The following is a 17,250-nucleotide window of genomic DNA, read 5'->3' as shown; positions in this document are numbered from 1 at the left end:
TCGATCCGCATTCCTGCCTCGTATTGCGGTCTGGTGGGGCTCAAGCCCAGCCGTTATCGCACGCCGAGTGGGCCGGCGCATTTCGAGGGCTGGTTTGGCGCCAGCGTCGGCAATGTGGTCTCGCGCACGGTGCGCGATACCGCGCTGTTTCTCGATGCCGGCCAGGGCCATGAAGCGGGCAGTGCCTACTGGATCCCGCCGCTGGTACGGCCCTATGTAGAAGAGTTGCAGCGCGAGCCGGGCAAGTTGCGGGTCGCCGTGGTTCGCCAGTCATTGACTGGCGCGGCGTTGGAGCCGGCGATTGCCGCCACGTTGGAGCAGACGATCAAGCAATTGCTGGGACTGGGACATGAAGTCGAAGAGCTGACGCTGAACATCGATCCACGTCAGCTGTTCGGTGCGCATGGCGCCGTGATCGGCACCGCATTGCGCACCGCGATTAACGACCGCGAACAAGTGCTGGGGCGGGCCGCCACGGCGCAGGACCTGGAGAAAATCACCCTGGTCAACCTGGAACGCGCCCAGGCCACCACGGGTGAAGCCCTGTATCGCGCCCGTCAGTCGTTCGAAAGTATTGGCGCAACCATGGAGCAGCCGTTCGAACGCTTCGACGTGATCCTGTCGCCGGTCACCGCCAACCTGACACCGCAACTGGGCCTGCTGACGCTGGATCAATCCTGGGACAGCTATGCCCATCACGCCATGGGCAGCGCCGGCTTCACCGTGCTGGCCAACGTCAGCGGCCAACCGGCCATCTCGCTGCCGTTGGGCCAGAGTGATAGCGGCCTGCCGGTGGGCATGATGTTCACCGCCCGCCTGGGAGGTGAAGACGGTCTGCTGCGCCTGGCCAGTCAACTGGAGCAGGATCGTCCCTGGGCCGCCAGACGCGCCGTCCTCTGACAGCGCTTGCCTGGCCCTTTCGGCCGGTTGTTCGCCGCTTTCATGAGCAACCGGCATCGGGCCGGCTTCCTAGTCCGCTTTGACGATGAGCCCGGCCAGTGCAGCCCCGATCATGGGATGCACTCCGCCAGCGCTCCCACAGCGTCGTCGGCGGTTATCTCTGACCTCAGCTAATGGCATAACAACAATGACGGCTCAAGTTCAGTCTCAGACCCACTACGATGTGATTGTCGTTGGTTCGGGTGCAGGTGCAATGACGTCGGCGGTGTTCCTCGCCGATCACGGCTTCAGTGTGCTGATCGTGGAAAAAAGCGACAAGTACGGCGGCACCTCGGCGATCTCCGGCGGCGGTATCTGGATCCCCAACAACCACTATTTCGCCAAGCTGAACGGCAATGACACTTACGCAACAGCCTTGCGTTATCTGCAAGCCGCGGCGGGCGAACATGTCGATGAAACCCGGCTGCGCACCTATCTGGACAATGCGCCGAAGATGATCGAAGAGCTTGCCCAGACCAGTCGGGTACGCTACGCGGTGGCCGCCAAATACCCCGACTATTACCCGCACCTGCCGGGCGCGCTGCCCGGCGGCAGAACCCTGGATCCGGAGTTCTTCGATACCAGCCTGTTGGGCGACGAACTGGACAACCTGCGTAAACCTTCGCCGTCGACCTTGCTCATGGGCTGCATCGCCTGGACCGCCCGGGATGCGCACAAGGTCATGGCGCGAGGTTTTGGCTGGCGCCTGCTGATCATGGGCCTGATGCTGCGTTACAAACTCGATTTCAAATGGCGCCGCAAAAGCAAGATCGACCGCCGGGCGTCGCTGGGCAGCTCGCTGGTGGCATCGCTGCGGCGCTCGCTGATGGACCGCAACGTGCCGCTCTGGCTCAACACCGATTTTGCCGGCTTGCTCACCAAGGACGGCCGGGTCAGCGGCGTCAGCGTGCGGCGCAACGGTGCCGAGGTGCAACTGCACGCGCGTCACGGGGTGATCCTGGCGTCCGGTGGTTTTGAACAGAACCAGGCCCTGCGTGAAAAATACTTGCCGCAACCGACCCGCATGGCCTGGAGTGCGACACCGCCGGGCAACAACACCGGTGCCGCGCTGGAGGCCGGGCTGGCTCAGGGGGCGGCCACCGCATTGATGGATTGGGCCTGGTGGGCGCCGACGATCGCCGTACCGGGCGAGGAAAAACCCCGGGGGATCTTCGCCGAGCGCGCGTTCCCCGGCGCCATCGTGGTCAACAGCCTGGGCCGCCGCTTCGTCAACGAGGCCGACGCCGTATCTGGAGTTCGTCGATGCGATGTACCGCGACAACGGGCTCACGGGTGGCAAGTCGGTGCCGGCCTGGGTGATTTTCGATGGCCATTTCCGTTTCAACTACGCGATGGGGCCGTTGATGCCAGGCCAGATCATGCCCGACAGCCGCTTGCGCAAGGAATGGCTGAACACCCTGTACTGGAAGGACGACACCCTGGCCGGGCTGGCCAAGCAGATCGGCGTCGATGCCGCCGGTCTCGAAGCCACCGTGGTCAAGGTCAACGAGTATGCGCGCACGGGCACGGATCCGGACTTCGGGCGCGGCGGCAACGTATTCGACCGTTATTACGGCGACAGCAACATCAAGCCCAACCCGTGCCTGGCGCCATTGCGCAAAGGCGCGTACTACGCCATGCGTCTTGATGCCGGGGACATCGGCACCAAGGGCGGCCTGCTGACCAACGAACATGCGCAAGTGGTCCGCGAAGACGGCGCCGCCATCGCTGGCCTGTACGCGATCGGCAACTGCTCGGCGTCGGTGATGGGCACCAGCTATCCAGGCGCGGGCGGCACACTGGGGCCGGCGATGACCTTTGCTTATGTCGCTGCCAACCACTTGGCCAGCCAGCGATAGGAGGGTGTATGGCGACGTTCGATGACAGTTTCTGCACGCCGATCCAGACACCTTTGCAGGTCGCCGACAGCAGCGCGTTGCTGTGGGACGAGCACTGCGATGTATTGATTATCGGGTGGGGCGCGGCCGGGGCCTGCTCGGCGCTGGAGGCCCGCGCCCAGGGTGCCGATGTCCTGATTGCCGACCGATTCACCGGTGGCGGTGCCAGTGCCAAGAGTGGCGGGGTGGTCTACGCCGGTGGCGGTACCCGCCATCAGCAGGCGGCAGGGTTCAGCGACACGCCCGAAGCCATGTTTGACTACCTCAAGCATGAAACCCAAAACGTGGTCAGCGACGACACCCTGCGGCGCTTCTGCGCCGACAGCGTCAGCAACCTCGACTGGCTGGAAAGCCACGGTGCGCCCTATGGCCACCAGATGCCGCCGGGCGGCAAGACTTCGTACCCGCCTGACGGTTATTTTCTCTATTACTCCGGCAACGAACTGGTCCCGCAGCATGGCGGACCGCTGCCACCGGCACCACGGGGTCATCGCACCGTGGGCAAAGGCCAGTGCGGCGCGGTGCTGTATGCACATCTCAAGGACGCGTGCCTGCGCGCCGGGGCCCGGCCATTGCTGCAAGCGGCAGCCAAACGCCTGGTGGTTGATGCGCAGGGGCGGGTGGTGGGTGCCGAGATGTGGTGCATGACGCCCGGCACCCCGCAAGCGCAGTTGCATGCGCGCCTGGCCGCTCGCGCCGAACGTTTACAGAACTTCGCCGCGGGTTACTGCAAGAAGCTGCGTCAGCGCATCGGCCAGCTCGAACGGGACTTCGCCCGGCCACGGCTGGTGCACGCCCGCAACGGCGTCATCCTCAGTACCGGCGGTTTCATTTTCAATCGCGAACTGATCAAACGGCACGCGCCGAAATTCGAGCGTAACTTCAAAGTCGGTGCCACAGGCTGTGACGGCAGCGGCCTGCGCCTGGGGACCAGCGTCGGTGGTCAAGGCGCTGCACTGGAGCGTGTTTCGGCCTGGCGCTTTATCAACCCGCCGTACAGTTGGCACAAGGGCATCGTCGTCAATCGCGAAGGCCGGCGTTTCTGCAACGAAGAAGTCTATGGCGCCACCCTGGGCCAACCCTTGATGGAAGAGCAGGGCGGCAAAGCCTGGCTGGTGCTGGATGCGCCGTTGCGCAAGAAAGCCATCCGCGAGGCACTGTTTGGCGGCTATTGGTGGTTTCAAAGCTTGCCCGCCCTGGTGCTGATGCTGTTCAAGGTGCGCAAGGGCAAGAGCCTGAGCGAATTGGCCAATGCGACGGCCATGGACCCTGCCGTACTGCGTGCCTCGGTGCTGGCTGCCAACGCAGCCGCCCGTGGCGAGGCGCCGGAGCCGTTCGGCAAGTCCGAGGGCGGACGCCAGGTGCTGGAACAGGGGCCTTTTTATGCCTGCGATATCTCGGTGACCAATCCCGGTATTCCCCCTGGGCGCCCTGACCCTGGGCGGCTTGCGCGTGGATGAACGCAGCGGCGCAGTGCTGGACCAGCAGGGGCAAGCCATAGCGGGTTTGTACGCAGCCGGACGCAGCGCCCTGGGCATACCTTCGCATTTGTACATCAGCGGCCTGTCCCTGGCCGACTGCGTGTTCTCCGGTCGTCGTGCCGGTGCCGCCGTCGCGCGCCCGCACGGCCAGCAATTCGAAACGACCCACGCACATGAGATGACATGATGACGCTCAATCAAAACAACAAGAACGGCCGGGTTCACGGCAAAGTCGCGCTGGTCACCGGCGGCGCCAAGGGGATCGGCGCTGCCAGCGTGCGGGTGCTGGCGGCCGAAGGGGCCCAGGTGCTGATCAGCGACCTGGACGTCGAGGCGGGCCAGGCCCTGGCGGCTGAAATCGGGCCGGCTGCAGCCTTTATCCGCCACGACGTCAGCAGTGAAGACGCGTGGCGCCAGGTCATCGACCATGTGCGCGAGCGCTATGGGCGTCTGGATATCCTGGTCAACAATGCCGGCATCCTGATCGCCGGCTCGATTGAAGAGACCAGTCTGCAGGCGTGGCAAAAGGTGATGCGGGTGAATGCCGACAGTGTGTTTCTGGGCTGTCGCGAAGGCATCGCGTTGATGAAGGGCAGCGGTGGTTCGATCATCAACCTATCGTCCGTCGCGGCCCTGGCCGGGCGTGACGATTACCTGGCTTACAGCGCCTCCAAGGGCGCGGTGGCGGCATTGTCGCGTTCGGTGGCGGCGCTTTGTCGGCGGCGCAGATACCGCATCCGCTGCAACACGCTGCACCCGGATGGCGTGCTCACCGACATGACCCGTGGCAGCCTCCCCGCAGGCGTCGACCCCGACCGCATGACCATCGACAGCGACCCGATGAACCGCATGTGCCGGCCCGAGGACGTGGCGGCCAGCGTACTGTTCCTGGCCAGCGATGAAGCCCGGGCGATCAATGGTGTCGAGTTGCGCATTGATAGCGGGCAGATGGTGATGAGTATCTAGCGGCCGTTGCCACCCCATTCCACCGCGCCCCACCCTGTAGGAGCCAGGCTTGCCGGCGAACCGGACGCTCACATTCTTCTATTTCAAAAGTGCTGATACCGGCATCAACACAGCACCCCACAGCCCAGCCGCAGCACCGCCGGCACTGAAGATGAATTGCGGTCCAACACCACGTGCAATCGCCTGCGTCCCCGCAGCGATGGCTAGCCAAGGTGACGCGCAGCCTGGATGACCCAACATTGCATCCAGGTTGCACAATCCCGTCTTATTGACTGGCATCGGGACTTCACTCAATACGCTCGCAATAGCACCAGCCCGTTGCGCGTCGATACCCACTCGCCAAACCCGCTCGATCGATGTCGACTCAAGCGGCACCCAATCAAGGGCCTGGCGCGTAGCGTAAAGCAGGTCATCGGAGGTGGGCTTGCGCTCCTGCTCCGGGCGATGAAGATAGGCTATCGGAGCTAGTGTGGTTTGCGTCAGACGGTTGCCAAACAACAAGCCCACGGCGGCTTCCGCCGTGCCTTCAGGCTGCTGCTGCGCAAACTGCACGGCCAACACCAACAGCAACGCCCGATCGCCAATACGCTGGTCGAGCCACTGGTCCAGTGCAGCCAGTCCGCTGCCATCGACGGGCTCTATGCACTGGCGAATGCCGGATTCGCGCCATGCCTGTCGCCAGACTCGGCGCCATTGCTTCTCCGGCAAACCGATGTCCGTGTCCAGCAATAGGGCCAGCGGTTGATCATCAGGCAACTGCGCTAAAGTGGGCGCCAGGTCGGCGAGCGTCTGCGCCCATATACTCAGCAATATTGCTGCCGGATTTTCATCTGCGTCGCAGGATAAACAACTATGGCGCAGCGTTGCTCCATCCAATCTGGACGCTTGTGACTGCAGCGCCATCGTCCCACTCATCAAAACCTCAAGCTGTGCTGACGGTTCATCCTCAGGTTCTCGAAGCGCAGTCTGCAAGCTCACTGCCAACACCTGTTGCGAGCGACGCCCCTGACGAATCTTGCGGATCATGTCTACTTCGCGAGCTTCATCCCAACCATCGGCAGCACCTTGTTGGCCGACGTGCAACAGCACCCGCCCGAATCCCAGCACGCACCAAACGAGGATTGGAATGCTTAAGGCCATACGCCAGAAATCCGAAGGCCGCTGGGGTAACGTTTCGTCGCCGAACAACAGCGTCCCTCCTGCGCCCAGCAAACAAAACAGCAACAACAGGCCGAGCCAAAGTAAAAATCGAGGTCGTTGAGGGCGCAGTGCGAGAGGAGGAATTTTATCCAGTCTGATTGGCATGACGTCACCTAACTCGCCGAAAAATTTATAGACTTACATTGGGCCCATTTCGTAATTATCTTTACTTTTGCTTGGTATGAAACTTTGCACCATCCGGCCATCGAATCTTCCACTAAAACGCTGTCCCCCTTGATTAAATACGTCTTGCTTGAATTCTGTAGCAACGGCTCCGAACCGCCATCATAAAGAAATGTTTTCTCCAAAATGGAGCCTTTGATTTTTTTGTCAGTAACGATGGTTTGAAACAAGGGAGAACCAACCGCCGCCTCAACACTTTTTTGATCTTTGTACGGGTAAACGTACGTTGATCGTCCTTGCCCATCGACAGTATGCCCACCTAAATCAAAAAAACGAGTGCGCTTCTGATCGAGAACTAGAGCATCTCCCTCCCGTCTAATGACACTAACATTGTAGATATCACTTACCGAATCCCACGATCTTGGCGCTTCCATGCGATGGATAACAAAGAGCATTTCTTCGGCCGCCCCAGCAACTGGAAGAAAAAATGCGTCGGTGATTGCTCCTTCCGTACCCGCGTATGGGAACTCATAAACAAGCTTCGGGTTTTCAGATGAAATAACTGAATAAAGGGAAACCCCATCTGGGGCGCGGGAGTACGTCCTTTCGTTTTTCACACTAACCTTAGTATAGACAAAACACGCTTTGAGCCCATGCACATCTAAAGAATTATAGGCTTCCCGAGGACCAATGCCGCTGCACTCTTCATTACCCGCAATAGCTGTTGACCCAAGCAAGCAGCCAAAAACTATTAGCCCAATCATTCTTCGCATGCCCATAAGCATCACCTCAACCTAAACTTACGATAATTCAATTATCTGTATCGGATATTTTTGTTTGGCCAAGCTCTATCGTTTGTATGCCTTGATATGCATCGTCAGTTAAGTAGTTTTTGCCGGGAAGCTTGCAGTCTTTATTGAAAACCTTCTCACCTTGGTTTCTGGCAACGACTTTGTAGCTAAACGAATTTAGGCTTTCGAATGAGTAAAGGTATTTTCCCTTTGTAAAGCGAAGAGCGGCTCCGCTAATTTCAGAACTTCTCGAGTTGTAAATTGTAAATATTCCTTTGGGAGGTGTTTTTTGTTCTGGATATTGCATTTCTACGTTTGCCGGACCAACACCGTAGGACGGTTTCCCAAAGCGGTACTGTACATAGCCGCTGTCAGGGGATGTATTCGACTTCGCGCAAATGGAAGCGACTTTCCCTACATAATCGTATTGATCCAAGCTAGTATTGAAGGCGCAACTGATATAGATATCCTCTCCTTCCTCGCACATTGTTGTATCTATATCCACGTACGGGTCTTTTGCCCAAGATTTAAGACTTATGAGAAATATCATTGTCAAACAAGAAATCAATATTTTTTTCAATTCAAAGTCCCCGTTTTCCACAATTCAAAAAAATACTTTCTTCTGTCTGAGTGACTCTTTGTGTGCTTGTTTACCACGTCGGTTATTGAATCCACAATTTCAGGAGTGCTACCTCCATCTGCTATTTCATATAGCTGATTACTCAGCCAGAAACTTGCAGCTGATCGAACCGCATATTTCATTTCAAGTAAAAGGTCGGGATCTGCAACAAAGTCAGGATGATCATTCTGCCATTGCGCCGAAAATTTTGAGTGCCAACGTTGAAACAGCGTGTAATTATGCAGTCCTGTCAGGTGCTTCAGTCCGCGCCCTCTATACTTCCACCCATCACCGCTTGAAATTCCTCGGTTGCCGAGTTCGGTGCGCCCCCCATATGCCCCATTGGCGATAGCCTCATAATCGGAACGGGTCATAGGTAGACCGTTTTCTTTAATTTTACCAGTCCGTACTTTATAGCCATATCGCCTTGCTTCTTCCGGGTTGTTCCTAAAGTAGCGGAACAAGTCAATTAGCGCGTCAGCCTTATAGCCAAAATCCTCATCTACCGATAAATTCACTCCCGTTTCTTGTTGGATTTGCGCAAAAAAGTTAGTTCTTCGCAATGGCGTATCTAGTTTGAAGAAATCGATGTTTGCGTTTAACTCGTCGGCGATCTTTTGCAAATCGCCATATCGACCTTCACTGAGTTCCGGATAAATACTTCTCATGACCTTAAGGGAAAATTTAAATCGGTTACCACAAAAAATCCCCATCAGCCCAATCGGATGAAAGTGATAGACACTCCCCCAAGAAGGCAACCCCACTTTTTCCGCAACATCCTTCCACCACGCCATTTCTGCGATCCGCTGCTTCTCCGCCAGCCAATTCAAGTGCGGCGTCGAGCCGCTATGGCCGAGCAACTCATCCAGTGCGTCCCATACCTTCGGCTGGTGGAACCACTCGCTTTCCTTGTAAAGAATCATCTGCGAAATCGACTGCGCATGAGCTGGCAGTTCAAGTGCCGCTTGCAGTTCAGTGGCCGTCATCTTGCCTTCGCGATCGCGATCGATTATCTCGTACAACCGGCTTTTCATCGGGCCCTTGTCGTCTTTTTCGGCAATGGGGCGGTAACGCTCGCGTTGCGCGTCGCTGACGCCGTCGGTGGCGCTGAGAAAAGAGGCCAGCAAGTGTTTGGGTCGGCTGTAGTCGATGATGACGTCATAGCCTTCCCAATCCCACGGACTGACCCAAGGCGTTACACCTATCTCTTCACACACCCAGCCATCGAGAAGTTTGTTATTGGCGTCGTGAAGCAAGTTTTCCAGGCGATACCAGGTACGAGCTTTGCGCGTCGGGCTCGCGGGCACCTGGATTTTTCGGTCTGTTGGCAGATCGTCGAGCAACTTCTTTGGGACCAGCACGTCGGCAGCGCTGAGCGGGCTGGAAGCACTCGACATCTGCAATTGTGCCGCGGTGGTATTGCCTTCAGGCGGCACCACGGGAGTGCCCTTGGCGAGTTTCAGCCAGGTTCGGTCTTTCTCCGGAAGGAGCAGGGCCCAATCCCGACTGTCGTCGATGAACGCCTCGACGTCATCACCACTGAACGTTTCCAGGTGCAGCTTCTTTTCCGGCTCACTCGCGCCGCCGTCCTGATACAGGCCGAGGTGGCCGATCAAGTCTCCAGCCTTGATCGCGACGGGCTCATCAAGCACCACTACCTGATCTGACGCTGCCGGCTCAATGGCACCGTCAAGCGTATCAAAATGCACATACTGGTTGATGCGTTCGAGCTTGCGAAACTCGCCTTCGCCACTGACAGTGACTTCCGATTCAACCGGTAAATCAAAAATGACGTTATCAGCAATCAGCGGTTCGGCTCGGACGTTGACTGTCTTCTTCGACGAACTGATGCGGGTCACTTTGCGGTCTGGGTGTTTGAGCACCTGAGTAGAGAGATAGCCCTTGATCGAACCATCGGGGTTGAGCAGTCTGGCCGGTCCCAGGCTGCTCTCCAGCTTGCGGAAATGTCCGGTGCCGCTGATGGTCACCTCGGCGCCTCGCGGCAGAAAATCGATGACCTGGCCATTCAACTTGTTGCGCACGTTCAGGCCACGCTGTTCAGGCCGGTCGGGGAGGAGGTCATTCGCCGTCTGTTTGACGCGAAAGGTCGGTCGCTCGGGCCAGAATGCCGGGCGAGCGATGGTCGAATCCTCGATGTACTTCTCCCAATCCTGCAAATGCATGTAGAGGCTGTAAAAAGTCAGGCTCGGTGGAGTGTCCGGATTGCCATCGATCTTCGGCGCTTGAAGACGATGGCGGACCAGCACGAAGTTGCGCGAGAAGGGTTTCTTGGCGGTGATCTCGTGGACGTAGCAGGTCGTCGGCGATTTGTGGTCAATGCGGTAAGCCACCACTTCGCCGTCGGCCAGGCAGTGCACGCTGGATTGCTTCAGGCCCACGGCGGTACCGCTGTCGAAATGCACACCACCGTGCCACAAGCCATTGCGACCCAAGGGGTAGTAACCGGCGGTGGCGTTGGCCAGGTGGGTCAGTTGTTGCAGCGGGGCGCGCGTGTCCTTGAACGGGTGGCACCAGTTTTTCAGCGGCGGCAAGTCGTCGGTTTCCGGGGCCGTCGTTGGAGGGATGGGCTGGGTGTCGCGTGTTGGCCAGACCGGAGGCATTGCCTTGGGGGTGCTTGAGTTGTAGTGGTGTCCAAAAATCCAGTCGAGCAGCTTCGCCATGGCGAGTACGTTCCTTGTGACGAAAGGGGGGCGGGCAGCGAAACGGTCGGCTTCAGGGGATGGCCGACGCTCAGGCATAAGGGGATTTTTATGACCATCCCCGTGCCAAGGCTCGCAAGCTTTTACGAAGTTGGTCGAGGTGGAAATAGGGCGTTTCTGATGGATGTGTAGGACGCTTCCGAGTGTTTGTAAGAAAGCCCTCGCGTCACTTCCCGAAAGCCACAGCACCTTGCGCCGTTGCCTACGGTTACGCCAGAATCCGCCGGCTTGTGCGCCCAGGAGCTGCTCGGTAACTTGATTCGCGTCACTGATGGTCAGTGATCGGGTTTAGTAGCCCGCGGCAATTTGGCTGCACGTGCATCCGTCAGGCAGGTATTTCCATACCTGTAGTTTGATGGTGGCTGTACGTAGGGCGCCTTCGGGCGCGCCGGCTTTGCTGAGTTCCCCGGTCTACTAACCTGCGTACAGTTGCCTCCCTTTTCGTTTAGTAGCAGAAGGGCGGCACTCAATTAGAGAACACAGCATATGATTAAGCCAACACCAAACCCGCCGGACGCCGATCCGGCAACGCCCTCAGAAACCATCGATTCAAACAATTCCCAGCAACTATCCGAACGCATTCCCTCTGCCGCCGACATCCAGGCCACTCCGCGCAAGCTTTGCACCATGTTTATCGTCAACCCGGAACTCGATACCGAAACCCTGCTGGTCCACGCCTGTGAGTCGCTGGCTTCGGCCAATGTCATGGCGCTGGATCTGGCGGATCATATGGAGGGGACGAGCCGCAACGCCCTGTTGGGGATTGCCCAGGTCATCATGCTGGGTGAGCTGGCGGTGAACCGGGCGCTGGATCGGATTGATCGGGTTGATCGGGCTGATTAGAAGATCAAAAGATCGCAGCCTCGTTTCACTCGACAGCTCCTACAGGGGAACGCAGCACCTGTAGAAATCCCTGTGGGAGCGAGACCGGCTTGCTCGCGATGGGGCCAGCATATTCAATTTCTCTGTTGGCTGAGCTACCGCCATCGCGAGCAGGCTCGCTCCCACAGGTTTTGTGCCCGACCGACGAGCGTCTAGTACCCCTCGAACTGCGCCGGGCGTTTGTCGATGAACGCCTGCATGCCTTCCTTCTGATCCCGTGAGGCGAACAGCAGGGCATTGGCCTTGCGCTCCAGCGCCAGGCCTGCTTCCAGTGGCGCGTCCATGCCCGCCAGGATCACTTCCTTGATCTGCTCGGCGGCCAGGGCCGGCATGGCGGCGATGACGCGCGCCAGCTCCAGGGCGTGGGCTTGCACCTGGTCATCGTCGACCAGGTCACTGATCAGTCCGGCGACCCAGGCTTCCTCGGCGCTGATCGGTTGGCCGGTGAGCGCCATGCGCATCGCCTTGACCTTGCCCACCGCGCGCACCAGCCGCTGGGTGCCACCGATGCCGGGCATGATGCCGATGCGGATTTCCGGTTGGCAGAAGCGCGCGCTGCGGCCGGCGACAATCAGGTCGGCATGCATCGCCAGCTCACAGCCGCCGCCATAGGCATAACCGCAAATTGCCGCAATCACCGGTTTCGGGCAGTGCTGGATCGGCCCCCAGACCCGTTCGGTGTGGCGCTTGTAGATATCGATGGCGCCGACCCCGGCCATGCTGTTGATGTCGCCACCGGCGGCGAACACCTTGTCACCGCCGGTCAGCACGATGCAGCGCACCTCGGGGTCAATCGCCAACTCACTGAAATAACGCGACAGCAGCGCCTGCAATTCCAGGCTCAAGGCGTTGGTCGCCTGCGGGCGATTGAGCCGCAGCAGGGCCACGCCGGGCAGTGGGCGTTCGAGCAGAACCGGTGCAGCGGATGAGTCGGACATGAGCATTCTCGAAGACCTGACAACGTGTAAATGGCCACCAGTGTCCTGTTCAGGCGGTTGAATTTTCATCGTCCGTTCAGACGTAGTTTGGCCTGCGGTTCGTCCCTAGAGTGACCCTTGTCAGTAGAAAAGGAGCACATGATGGAGCTGCATTCGGGTCTTGATTACAGCGGCAAGGTGGTGCTGGTCACCGGTGGCACCAAGGGCATCGGCGCCGGTATTGCGCTGGGGTTCCTGGCCGCGAACGCACGGGTGATCGTCTGTGCCCGGCGCGAACCTGAACAGGTGCCGGCGCAGGGTGGCAAGCGCGCGACCTTCATCGCCGCAGATGTGCGTGACCACGATTCCCTGCAACGCCTGTTCGCCACCATCGAGCGCGACTTCGGGCGCCTCGACGTGGTGGTCAACAACGCCGGCGGCAGCCCTTCCGCCGACGCAGCCACGGCGTCGCCCAGGTTTCATGAAAGCATCATCGGTCTGAACCTGATCGCGCCGCTCAACGTCGCCCAGCACGCCAACCGGCTGATGCAGGCCCAGGTGCAGGGCGGTTGCATCGTCTTTAATCGGCAGCATCAGTGCGCTGCGTTCCTCGCCAGGCACCGCCGCTTACGGCGCGGCCAAGGCCGGGGTGCTGGCGCTGGTGCAATCGCTGGCGGTGGAGTGGGGGCCCAAGGTGCGGGTGGTCACGGTCAGCCCGGGGCTGGTACAGACCGAGCAGTCGCACCTGCACTACGGCTCCGAGGCCGGTATCGCCGCCGTCGCGGCCGGCATTCCGGCCGCCCGCATGGCGGTGGCCGAAGACATCGCCAACGCCTGTCTCTACATCGCATCGCCGCTGGCCAGTTACGCCAGCGGTTGCAACCTGTTGCTGCATGGCGGTGGTGAACGCCCGGCATTTCTTGGCGCCCGCGCAGGTGCTGACCCACCTGATCGACCTATTGCGGCGACCGGGTTCGGTGGCCGCCTTCAATGTGAAGGAGACGACTTTGGCTGATCCACAATTGCTATCCAATGTGCGCGCCCTGGTGGGGCGCGAATACGGCCGCGTGTACGCCTGGGACGAGGTCAATGCCCCGATGATTCGCCAGTGGTGCGAAGTCATGGGCGTGGACAACCCGCTGTACACCGACGCGGAATTTGCCCTGGGCACTCAACATGAGGGCCTGATCGCGCCGCCGGCGATGCTGCAGGTGTGGACCATGGAAGGCCTGCACGCCAACAACTATCCGCCTGGCTCCACCGACGAGAACCCGTACGAGGTGCTCAAGGAAATGGAAGCCTACGGCTATGCCTCCACCGTGGCGGTGAACTCCGAGCTGAGCTTCACCCGCCCGGTGCGCCTGGGCGAAAAGCTCTACTACACCACGCGCCTGGACTCGGTTGGCGACGAAAAAACCACCGCCCTGGGCACTGGTTTCTTCGTCACCCTGGTCATGAGCCACTTTGTCGAAAAAGCCGGCGGAGACGAGCCGGTCGGCCAGTTGCTGTTTCGCGTCTTCAAGTTCCGCGCGGCGAATGCCCAGGCACCTGCCAAGGTCGAGGCGGCACCGGTCAAGGCCAAGCGCCCGCTGCCGGGCATCAGCGACGACACGCGGTTCTTCTGGGAAGGCTGCGAGAAGGGCCAATTGCTGATCCAGCGCTGCACCGCGTGCCAGACCCTGCGCCATCCACCGGCGCCGGTGTGCATCCAGTGCCACAGCTTCGACTGGGACACCTTGCAGGCCAGCGGCCGCGCCAGCCTGTACTCGTTCGTGGTGATGCACTACCCCGAAGTGCCGCCGTTCGATTACCCCAACCCGATCGGCCTGATCGAGCTGGAGGAGGGCGTGCGCCTGATTGCCGGCCTGGTCGGTATCGAGCGCGAGCAACTGCAGATCGGCCAGCGCTTGCAGGTCGAGTTCCAGACCTTCGATGACCAGTTGACGCTGCCTTTGTTCCGGCCGGTAGACGCCTAGGAGCCATTCACCATGGATTTCGAATTAAGTGAAGACCAGCGCGCCATTGCGCAAATGGCCGACAGCCTGTTTGTCGACCATTGCCATGACGACTACATGCGCCAATGGGACACCAGCGGCGAACCGATGATGGCGCCGCTGTGGAAGCTCTGCATCGAGACCGGGCTGCAGGCCCTGGCCATCCCCGAAGAACACGGTGGCAGCGGTTTGGGCATGACCGAGCTGATGCTGGTGTTGCAGGCTCAAGGCAAGGCCCTGGCCCAGGTGCCGTTGTGGCGCCATCAACTGGCGGCCGCGACCCTGGCTCGTTTTGACGCCAGCGACAGTGCGGGATGGGTCGCCAAGGCGGCGTCCGGCGAGGCGCTGTTGAGCCTGTCCGTCGATGCGTTGAGCAGTGCGCTGGGCATTGACTTGCAGGCGCAGGCGACTGAGGGGGGCTGGTCGGTCAATGGCCGGGTCGCGGCCCTGTCCCTGGGTGATCAAGCCCAGGCTGCACTGGTATTGGTGCAGGTCGACGGCCAACCGCGCTTGCTGCTGTTGGACCTGTCAGCGCCCGAAATCCAACGGGTGTCGGCGGTATTGACCCACGGCGAAGCGGTGGCCGACCTGCACATCGAGGGCTTGACCGTGAGCGGCGCAGCGCTGCTGCCGGCCGAGGCCGTTGCCTGGCTGGAACTGCGCAGCGTGGCGGCGCTGGCTGCCCTGCAACTGGGGGTCAGCGAAGAGCAGATCCGCCGCACCGTGGCCTATGTCAGCGAGCGCCGGCAGTTCGAGCGCAGCATCGGCAGCTTTCAGGCCGTGCAGATGAGCATGGCCGACACCCATATCGCCGTCGAAGCCTTGCGCACGGTGCTGTGGCAACTGGCCTACCGCATCGATGCCGGCTTGCTGGCGCCTTCCGAAGCCCTGGCCACCGCGTGGATGGCCTGTGAAGCGGGGCACCGCATCGGCCATGTCGCGCAACACGTGCATGGCGGCATCGGCGTCGACCTGACGTACCCGATCCACCGTTTTCTCTACTGGAGCCGTGGCCTGTGTCTTGCCCTGGGGGGTTCGGCAGCAAACCTGGAACGCCTGGGCGACTGGCTCAACGATAACGACAAGCTGGGATGGAAATATGACCTCGAAGAACACCAAGCGCTTTGAAGACGTGCGCCCTGGCGAAGTACTGCCGGAGCTTGCCGTCCCAATCACGGTGACCCTGATCAACGGCGGCGCGATTGCCACCCGTGATTACTTCCCCGGCCACCACGACGCAGAAGCGGCCCGTGCCTTGGGTTCGCCCCACGTGTTCATGAACATCCTCACCACCAACGGGTTGGTGCAGCGGTTCATCGAGCAGTGGGCCGGACCGCTGGCGCAATTCACCGCGCTGAAAATCAAGCTCGGCGCACCGAACTACCCCGGCGACTGCATGACCTTCAGCGGCAGCGTCACCGGCGTCGATGCGCACACCCGCTCGGTGGACATCACCTTGAGCGGCAAAAATTCCATGGGCAACCACGTGACCGGCACGGTCGCGCTGGTCCTGCCCTGACAGCCGGAGAGACACAGATGACTGATTCATCGATTTCCGGGCGTGCCGCGATCGTTGGTCTAGGCGCAACCGAATTTTCCAAGAACTCCGGACGCACCGAATTGCGCCTGGCCCTGGAGGCCACCTTGAGTGCTCTCAAGGACGCCGGCATCGACCCGAGCGAGGTCGAGGGTTTCAGTTCCTATTCCGTGGACAAGGTCCCGGAATACGAAATTGCCCGTTTGCTCGGTTGCAAGGACGTGAAGTTTTTCTCGCAAGTACCCCACGGTGGCGGCGCGGCTTGCGGGCCGGTGATGCACGCGGCCATGGCAGTGGCGACCGGGATGGCGAAAGTGGTGGTGGTGTATCGCGCCATGAACGAACGCTCCTGGTATCGCTTCGGTACCGGTAACTACGGCTTCGCTTCGGCGCCCACCTTCGACAACGTCAACTACGGCTGGTACATGCCCCACGGCTTCCATACGCCGGCAGCCTGGGTCGGCATGTTTGCCCAGCGCTACATGCACACCTATGGCGCCACCAGCGAAGACTTCGGCCGGATCGCAGTGGCGGCGCGGGATTTTGCCGCCACCAACCCCCAGGCGTTTTTCCACGGCAAGCCGATCACCCTGGAAGAACACCAGGCCTCGCGCTGGATCTGCGAACCGCTGCACCTGCTCGATTGCTGCCAGGAATCCGATGGCGCCGTGGCGATGGTCATCACCTCGGCCGAGCGCGCCCGTGACCTTCGGCAGAAACCGGTGACCATCAAGGCCGGTTCCCAAGGCATCAGCCACGGTCAGCAGAGCATGACCTCGTTCTACCGCGACGACATTACCGGGCTGCCGGAAATGGGCGTGGTCGCCCGCGAGCTGTATCGCCAGTCAGGCCTGGGCCCGGAGTCTTTCCAGACTGCCGTGATCTACGACCACTTCACTCCCTTCGTATTACCGCAGCTGGAAGAATTCGGTTTCGCCAAGCGCGGTGAAGCCAAGGAATTCATCCGCGCCGGGCACCACGCCCGTGGCGGCAAACTGCCGATCAACACCCATGGCGGGCAATTGGGCGAAGCCTACATCCACGGCATGAACGGCATCGCCGAAGCGGTTCGCCAGGTGCGTGGCACGGCGGTCAACCAGGTGGCGGATGTGCAGAACGTGCTGGTCACCGCCGGCACCGGCGTACCCACCAGCGGCCTGATTCTCGGCGCAGCCTAAGGAGC

General features: G+C 60.3%; 12 protein-coding genes and 3 pseudogenes. 10 read left to right on the top strand and 5 right to left on the bottom strand.

All coding sequences use genetic code 11. The annotated features are described in order from the left end of the window. The 4 genes and pseudogenes from BZ163_RS21090 to BZ163_RS21075 form a co-directional block, all read left to right on the top strand. Positions 1–900 (top strand): amidase (locus tag BZ163_RS21090; protein WP_256579083.1); only part of this gene is annotated, 900 nt, incomplete at its 5' end. Between the two features lie 187 nt (positions 901–1,087). Beyond that, positions 1,088–2,798: pseudogene (locus tag BZ163_RS21085) on the top strand (FAD-binding protein). Between the two features lie 8 nt (positions 2,799–2,806). Beyond that, positions 2,807–4,505: pseudogene (locus BZ163_RS21080) on the top strand (FAD-binding protein). Continuing rightward, positions 4,502–5,284 carry an SDR family oxidoreductase gene (locus tag BZ163_RS21075; protein WP_128872447.1) on the top strand — a complete coding sequence of 261 codons (783 nt, stop codon included), beginning with the start codon at positions 4,502–4,504 and terminating at the stop codon, positions 5,282–5,284. The pseudogene BZ163_RS21080 and the gene BZ163_RS21075 overlap by 4 nt, the downstream one beginning before the upstream one ends. Positions 5,285–5,362: 78 nt before the next feature. Here the strand turns inward: BZ163_RS21075 and BZ163_RS21070 are convergent, their stop codons facing one another. From BZ163_RS21070 to BZ163_RS35855, 4 genes are all read right to left on the bottom strand, one after another. Continuing rightward, positions 5,363–6,589, bottom strand: coding sequence for a hypothetical protein (locus tag BZ163_RS21070; protein WP_128872446.1), 1,227 nt, complete (start codon positions 6,587–6,589; stop codon positions 5,363–5,365). Between the two features lie 8 nt (positions 6,590–6,597). Continuing rightward, a complete protein-coding gene (locus tag BZ163_RS21065) occupies positions 6,598–7,386 on the bottom strand; it encodes a hypothetical protein (RefSeq protein ID WP_128872445.1) in 789 nt (262 codons plus the stop codon). 31 nt (positions 7,387–7,417) lie between these two features. Beyond that, positions 7,418–7,903: a hypothetical protein gene (locus BZ163_RS21060; RefSeq protein ID WP_128872444.1), complete on the bottom strand. Its 486-nt coding sequence runs from the start codon at positions 7,901–7,903 to the stop codon at positions 7,418–7,420. Between the two features lie 71 nt (positions 7,904–7,974). Beyond that, positions 7,975–10,698, bottom strand: coding sequence for a hypothetical protein (locus tag BZ163_RS35855; protein WP_256579082.1), 2,724 nt, complete (start codon positions 10,696–10,698; stop codon positions 7,975–7,977). 525 nt (positions 10,699–11,223) lie between these two features. Between BZ163_RS35855 and BZ163_RS21050 the strand changes: the two genes are divergently transcribed. After that, complete coding sequence (locus BZ163_RS21050; protein WP_128872443.1) at positions 11,224–11,580, top strand: DUF6124 family protein; 357 nt, start codon at positions 11,224–11,226, stop codon at positions 11,578–11,580. 191 nt (positions 11,581–11,771) lie between these two features. Here BZ163_RS21050 and BZ163_RS21045 read toward each other — a convergent pair whose 3' ends face one another. Then, positions 11,772–12,557: an enoyl-CoA hydratase gene (locus tag BZ163_RS21045; RefSeq protein ID WP_128872442.1), complete on the bottom strand. Its 786-nt coding sequence runs from the start codon at positions 12,555–12,557 to the stop codon at positions 11,772–11,774. A 141-nt stretch (positions 12,558–12,698) separates the two neighbouring features. Between BZ163_RS21045 and BZ163_RS21040 the strand changes: the two are divergent. From BZ163_RS21040 to BZ163_RS21020, 5 genes and pseudogenes are all read left to right on the top strand, one after another. Continuing rightward, positions 12,699–13,464: pseudogene (locus BZ163_RS21040) on the top strand (SDR family oxidoreductase); the annotation flags it as partial. A gap of 79 nt (positions 13,465–13,543) precedes the next feature. Continuing rightward, on the top strand, positions 13,544–14,512 hold the full coding sequence (locus tag BZ163_RS21035) for an OB-fold domain-containing protein (protein ID WP_128872441.1): 969 nt from the start codon (positions 13,544–13,546) through the stop codon (positions 14,510–14,512). A gap of 12 nt (positions 14,513–14,524) precedes the next feature. Beyond that, on the top strand, positions 14,525–15,658 hold the full coding sequence (locus BZ163_RS21030; RefSeq protein WP_128872440.1) for an acyl-CoA dehydrogenase family protein: 1,134 nt from the start codon (positions 14,525–14,527) through the stop codon (positions 15,656–15,658). Further along, the gene (locus BZ163_RS21025; RefSeq protein WP_128872439.1) at positions 15,630–16,049 is read left to right on the top strand and encodes a MaoC family dehydratase; all 420 of its coding nucleotides are present in this window, start codon (positions 15,630–15,632) and stop codon (positions 16,047–16,049) included. Before BZ163_RS21030 ends, BZ163_RS21025 begins: the two co-directional genes overlap by 29 nt. Before the next feature lie 17 nt (positions 16,050–16,066). Continuing rightward, positions 16,067–17,245, top strand: a complete 1,179-nt coding sequence (locus BZ163_RS21020; RefSeq protein WP_064677291.1) for a lipid-transfer protein — start codon at positions 16,067–16,069, stop codon at positions 17,243–17,245. Positions 17,246–17,250: the final 5 nt, after the last annotated feature.

The organism is Pseudomonas sp. VI4.1 (assembly GCF_002029345.1).
Lineage (GTDB): Bacteria > Pseudomonadota > Gammaproteobacteria > Pseudomonadales > Pseudomonadaceae > Aquipseudomonas.
The sequence above is the reverse complement of the archived record's forward strand: the minus strand, read 5'-3'. Positions and strand labels throughout refer to the sequence as shown.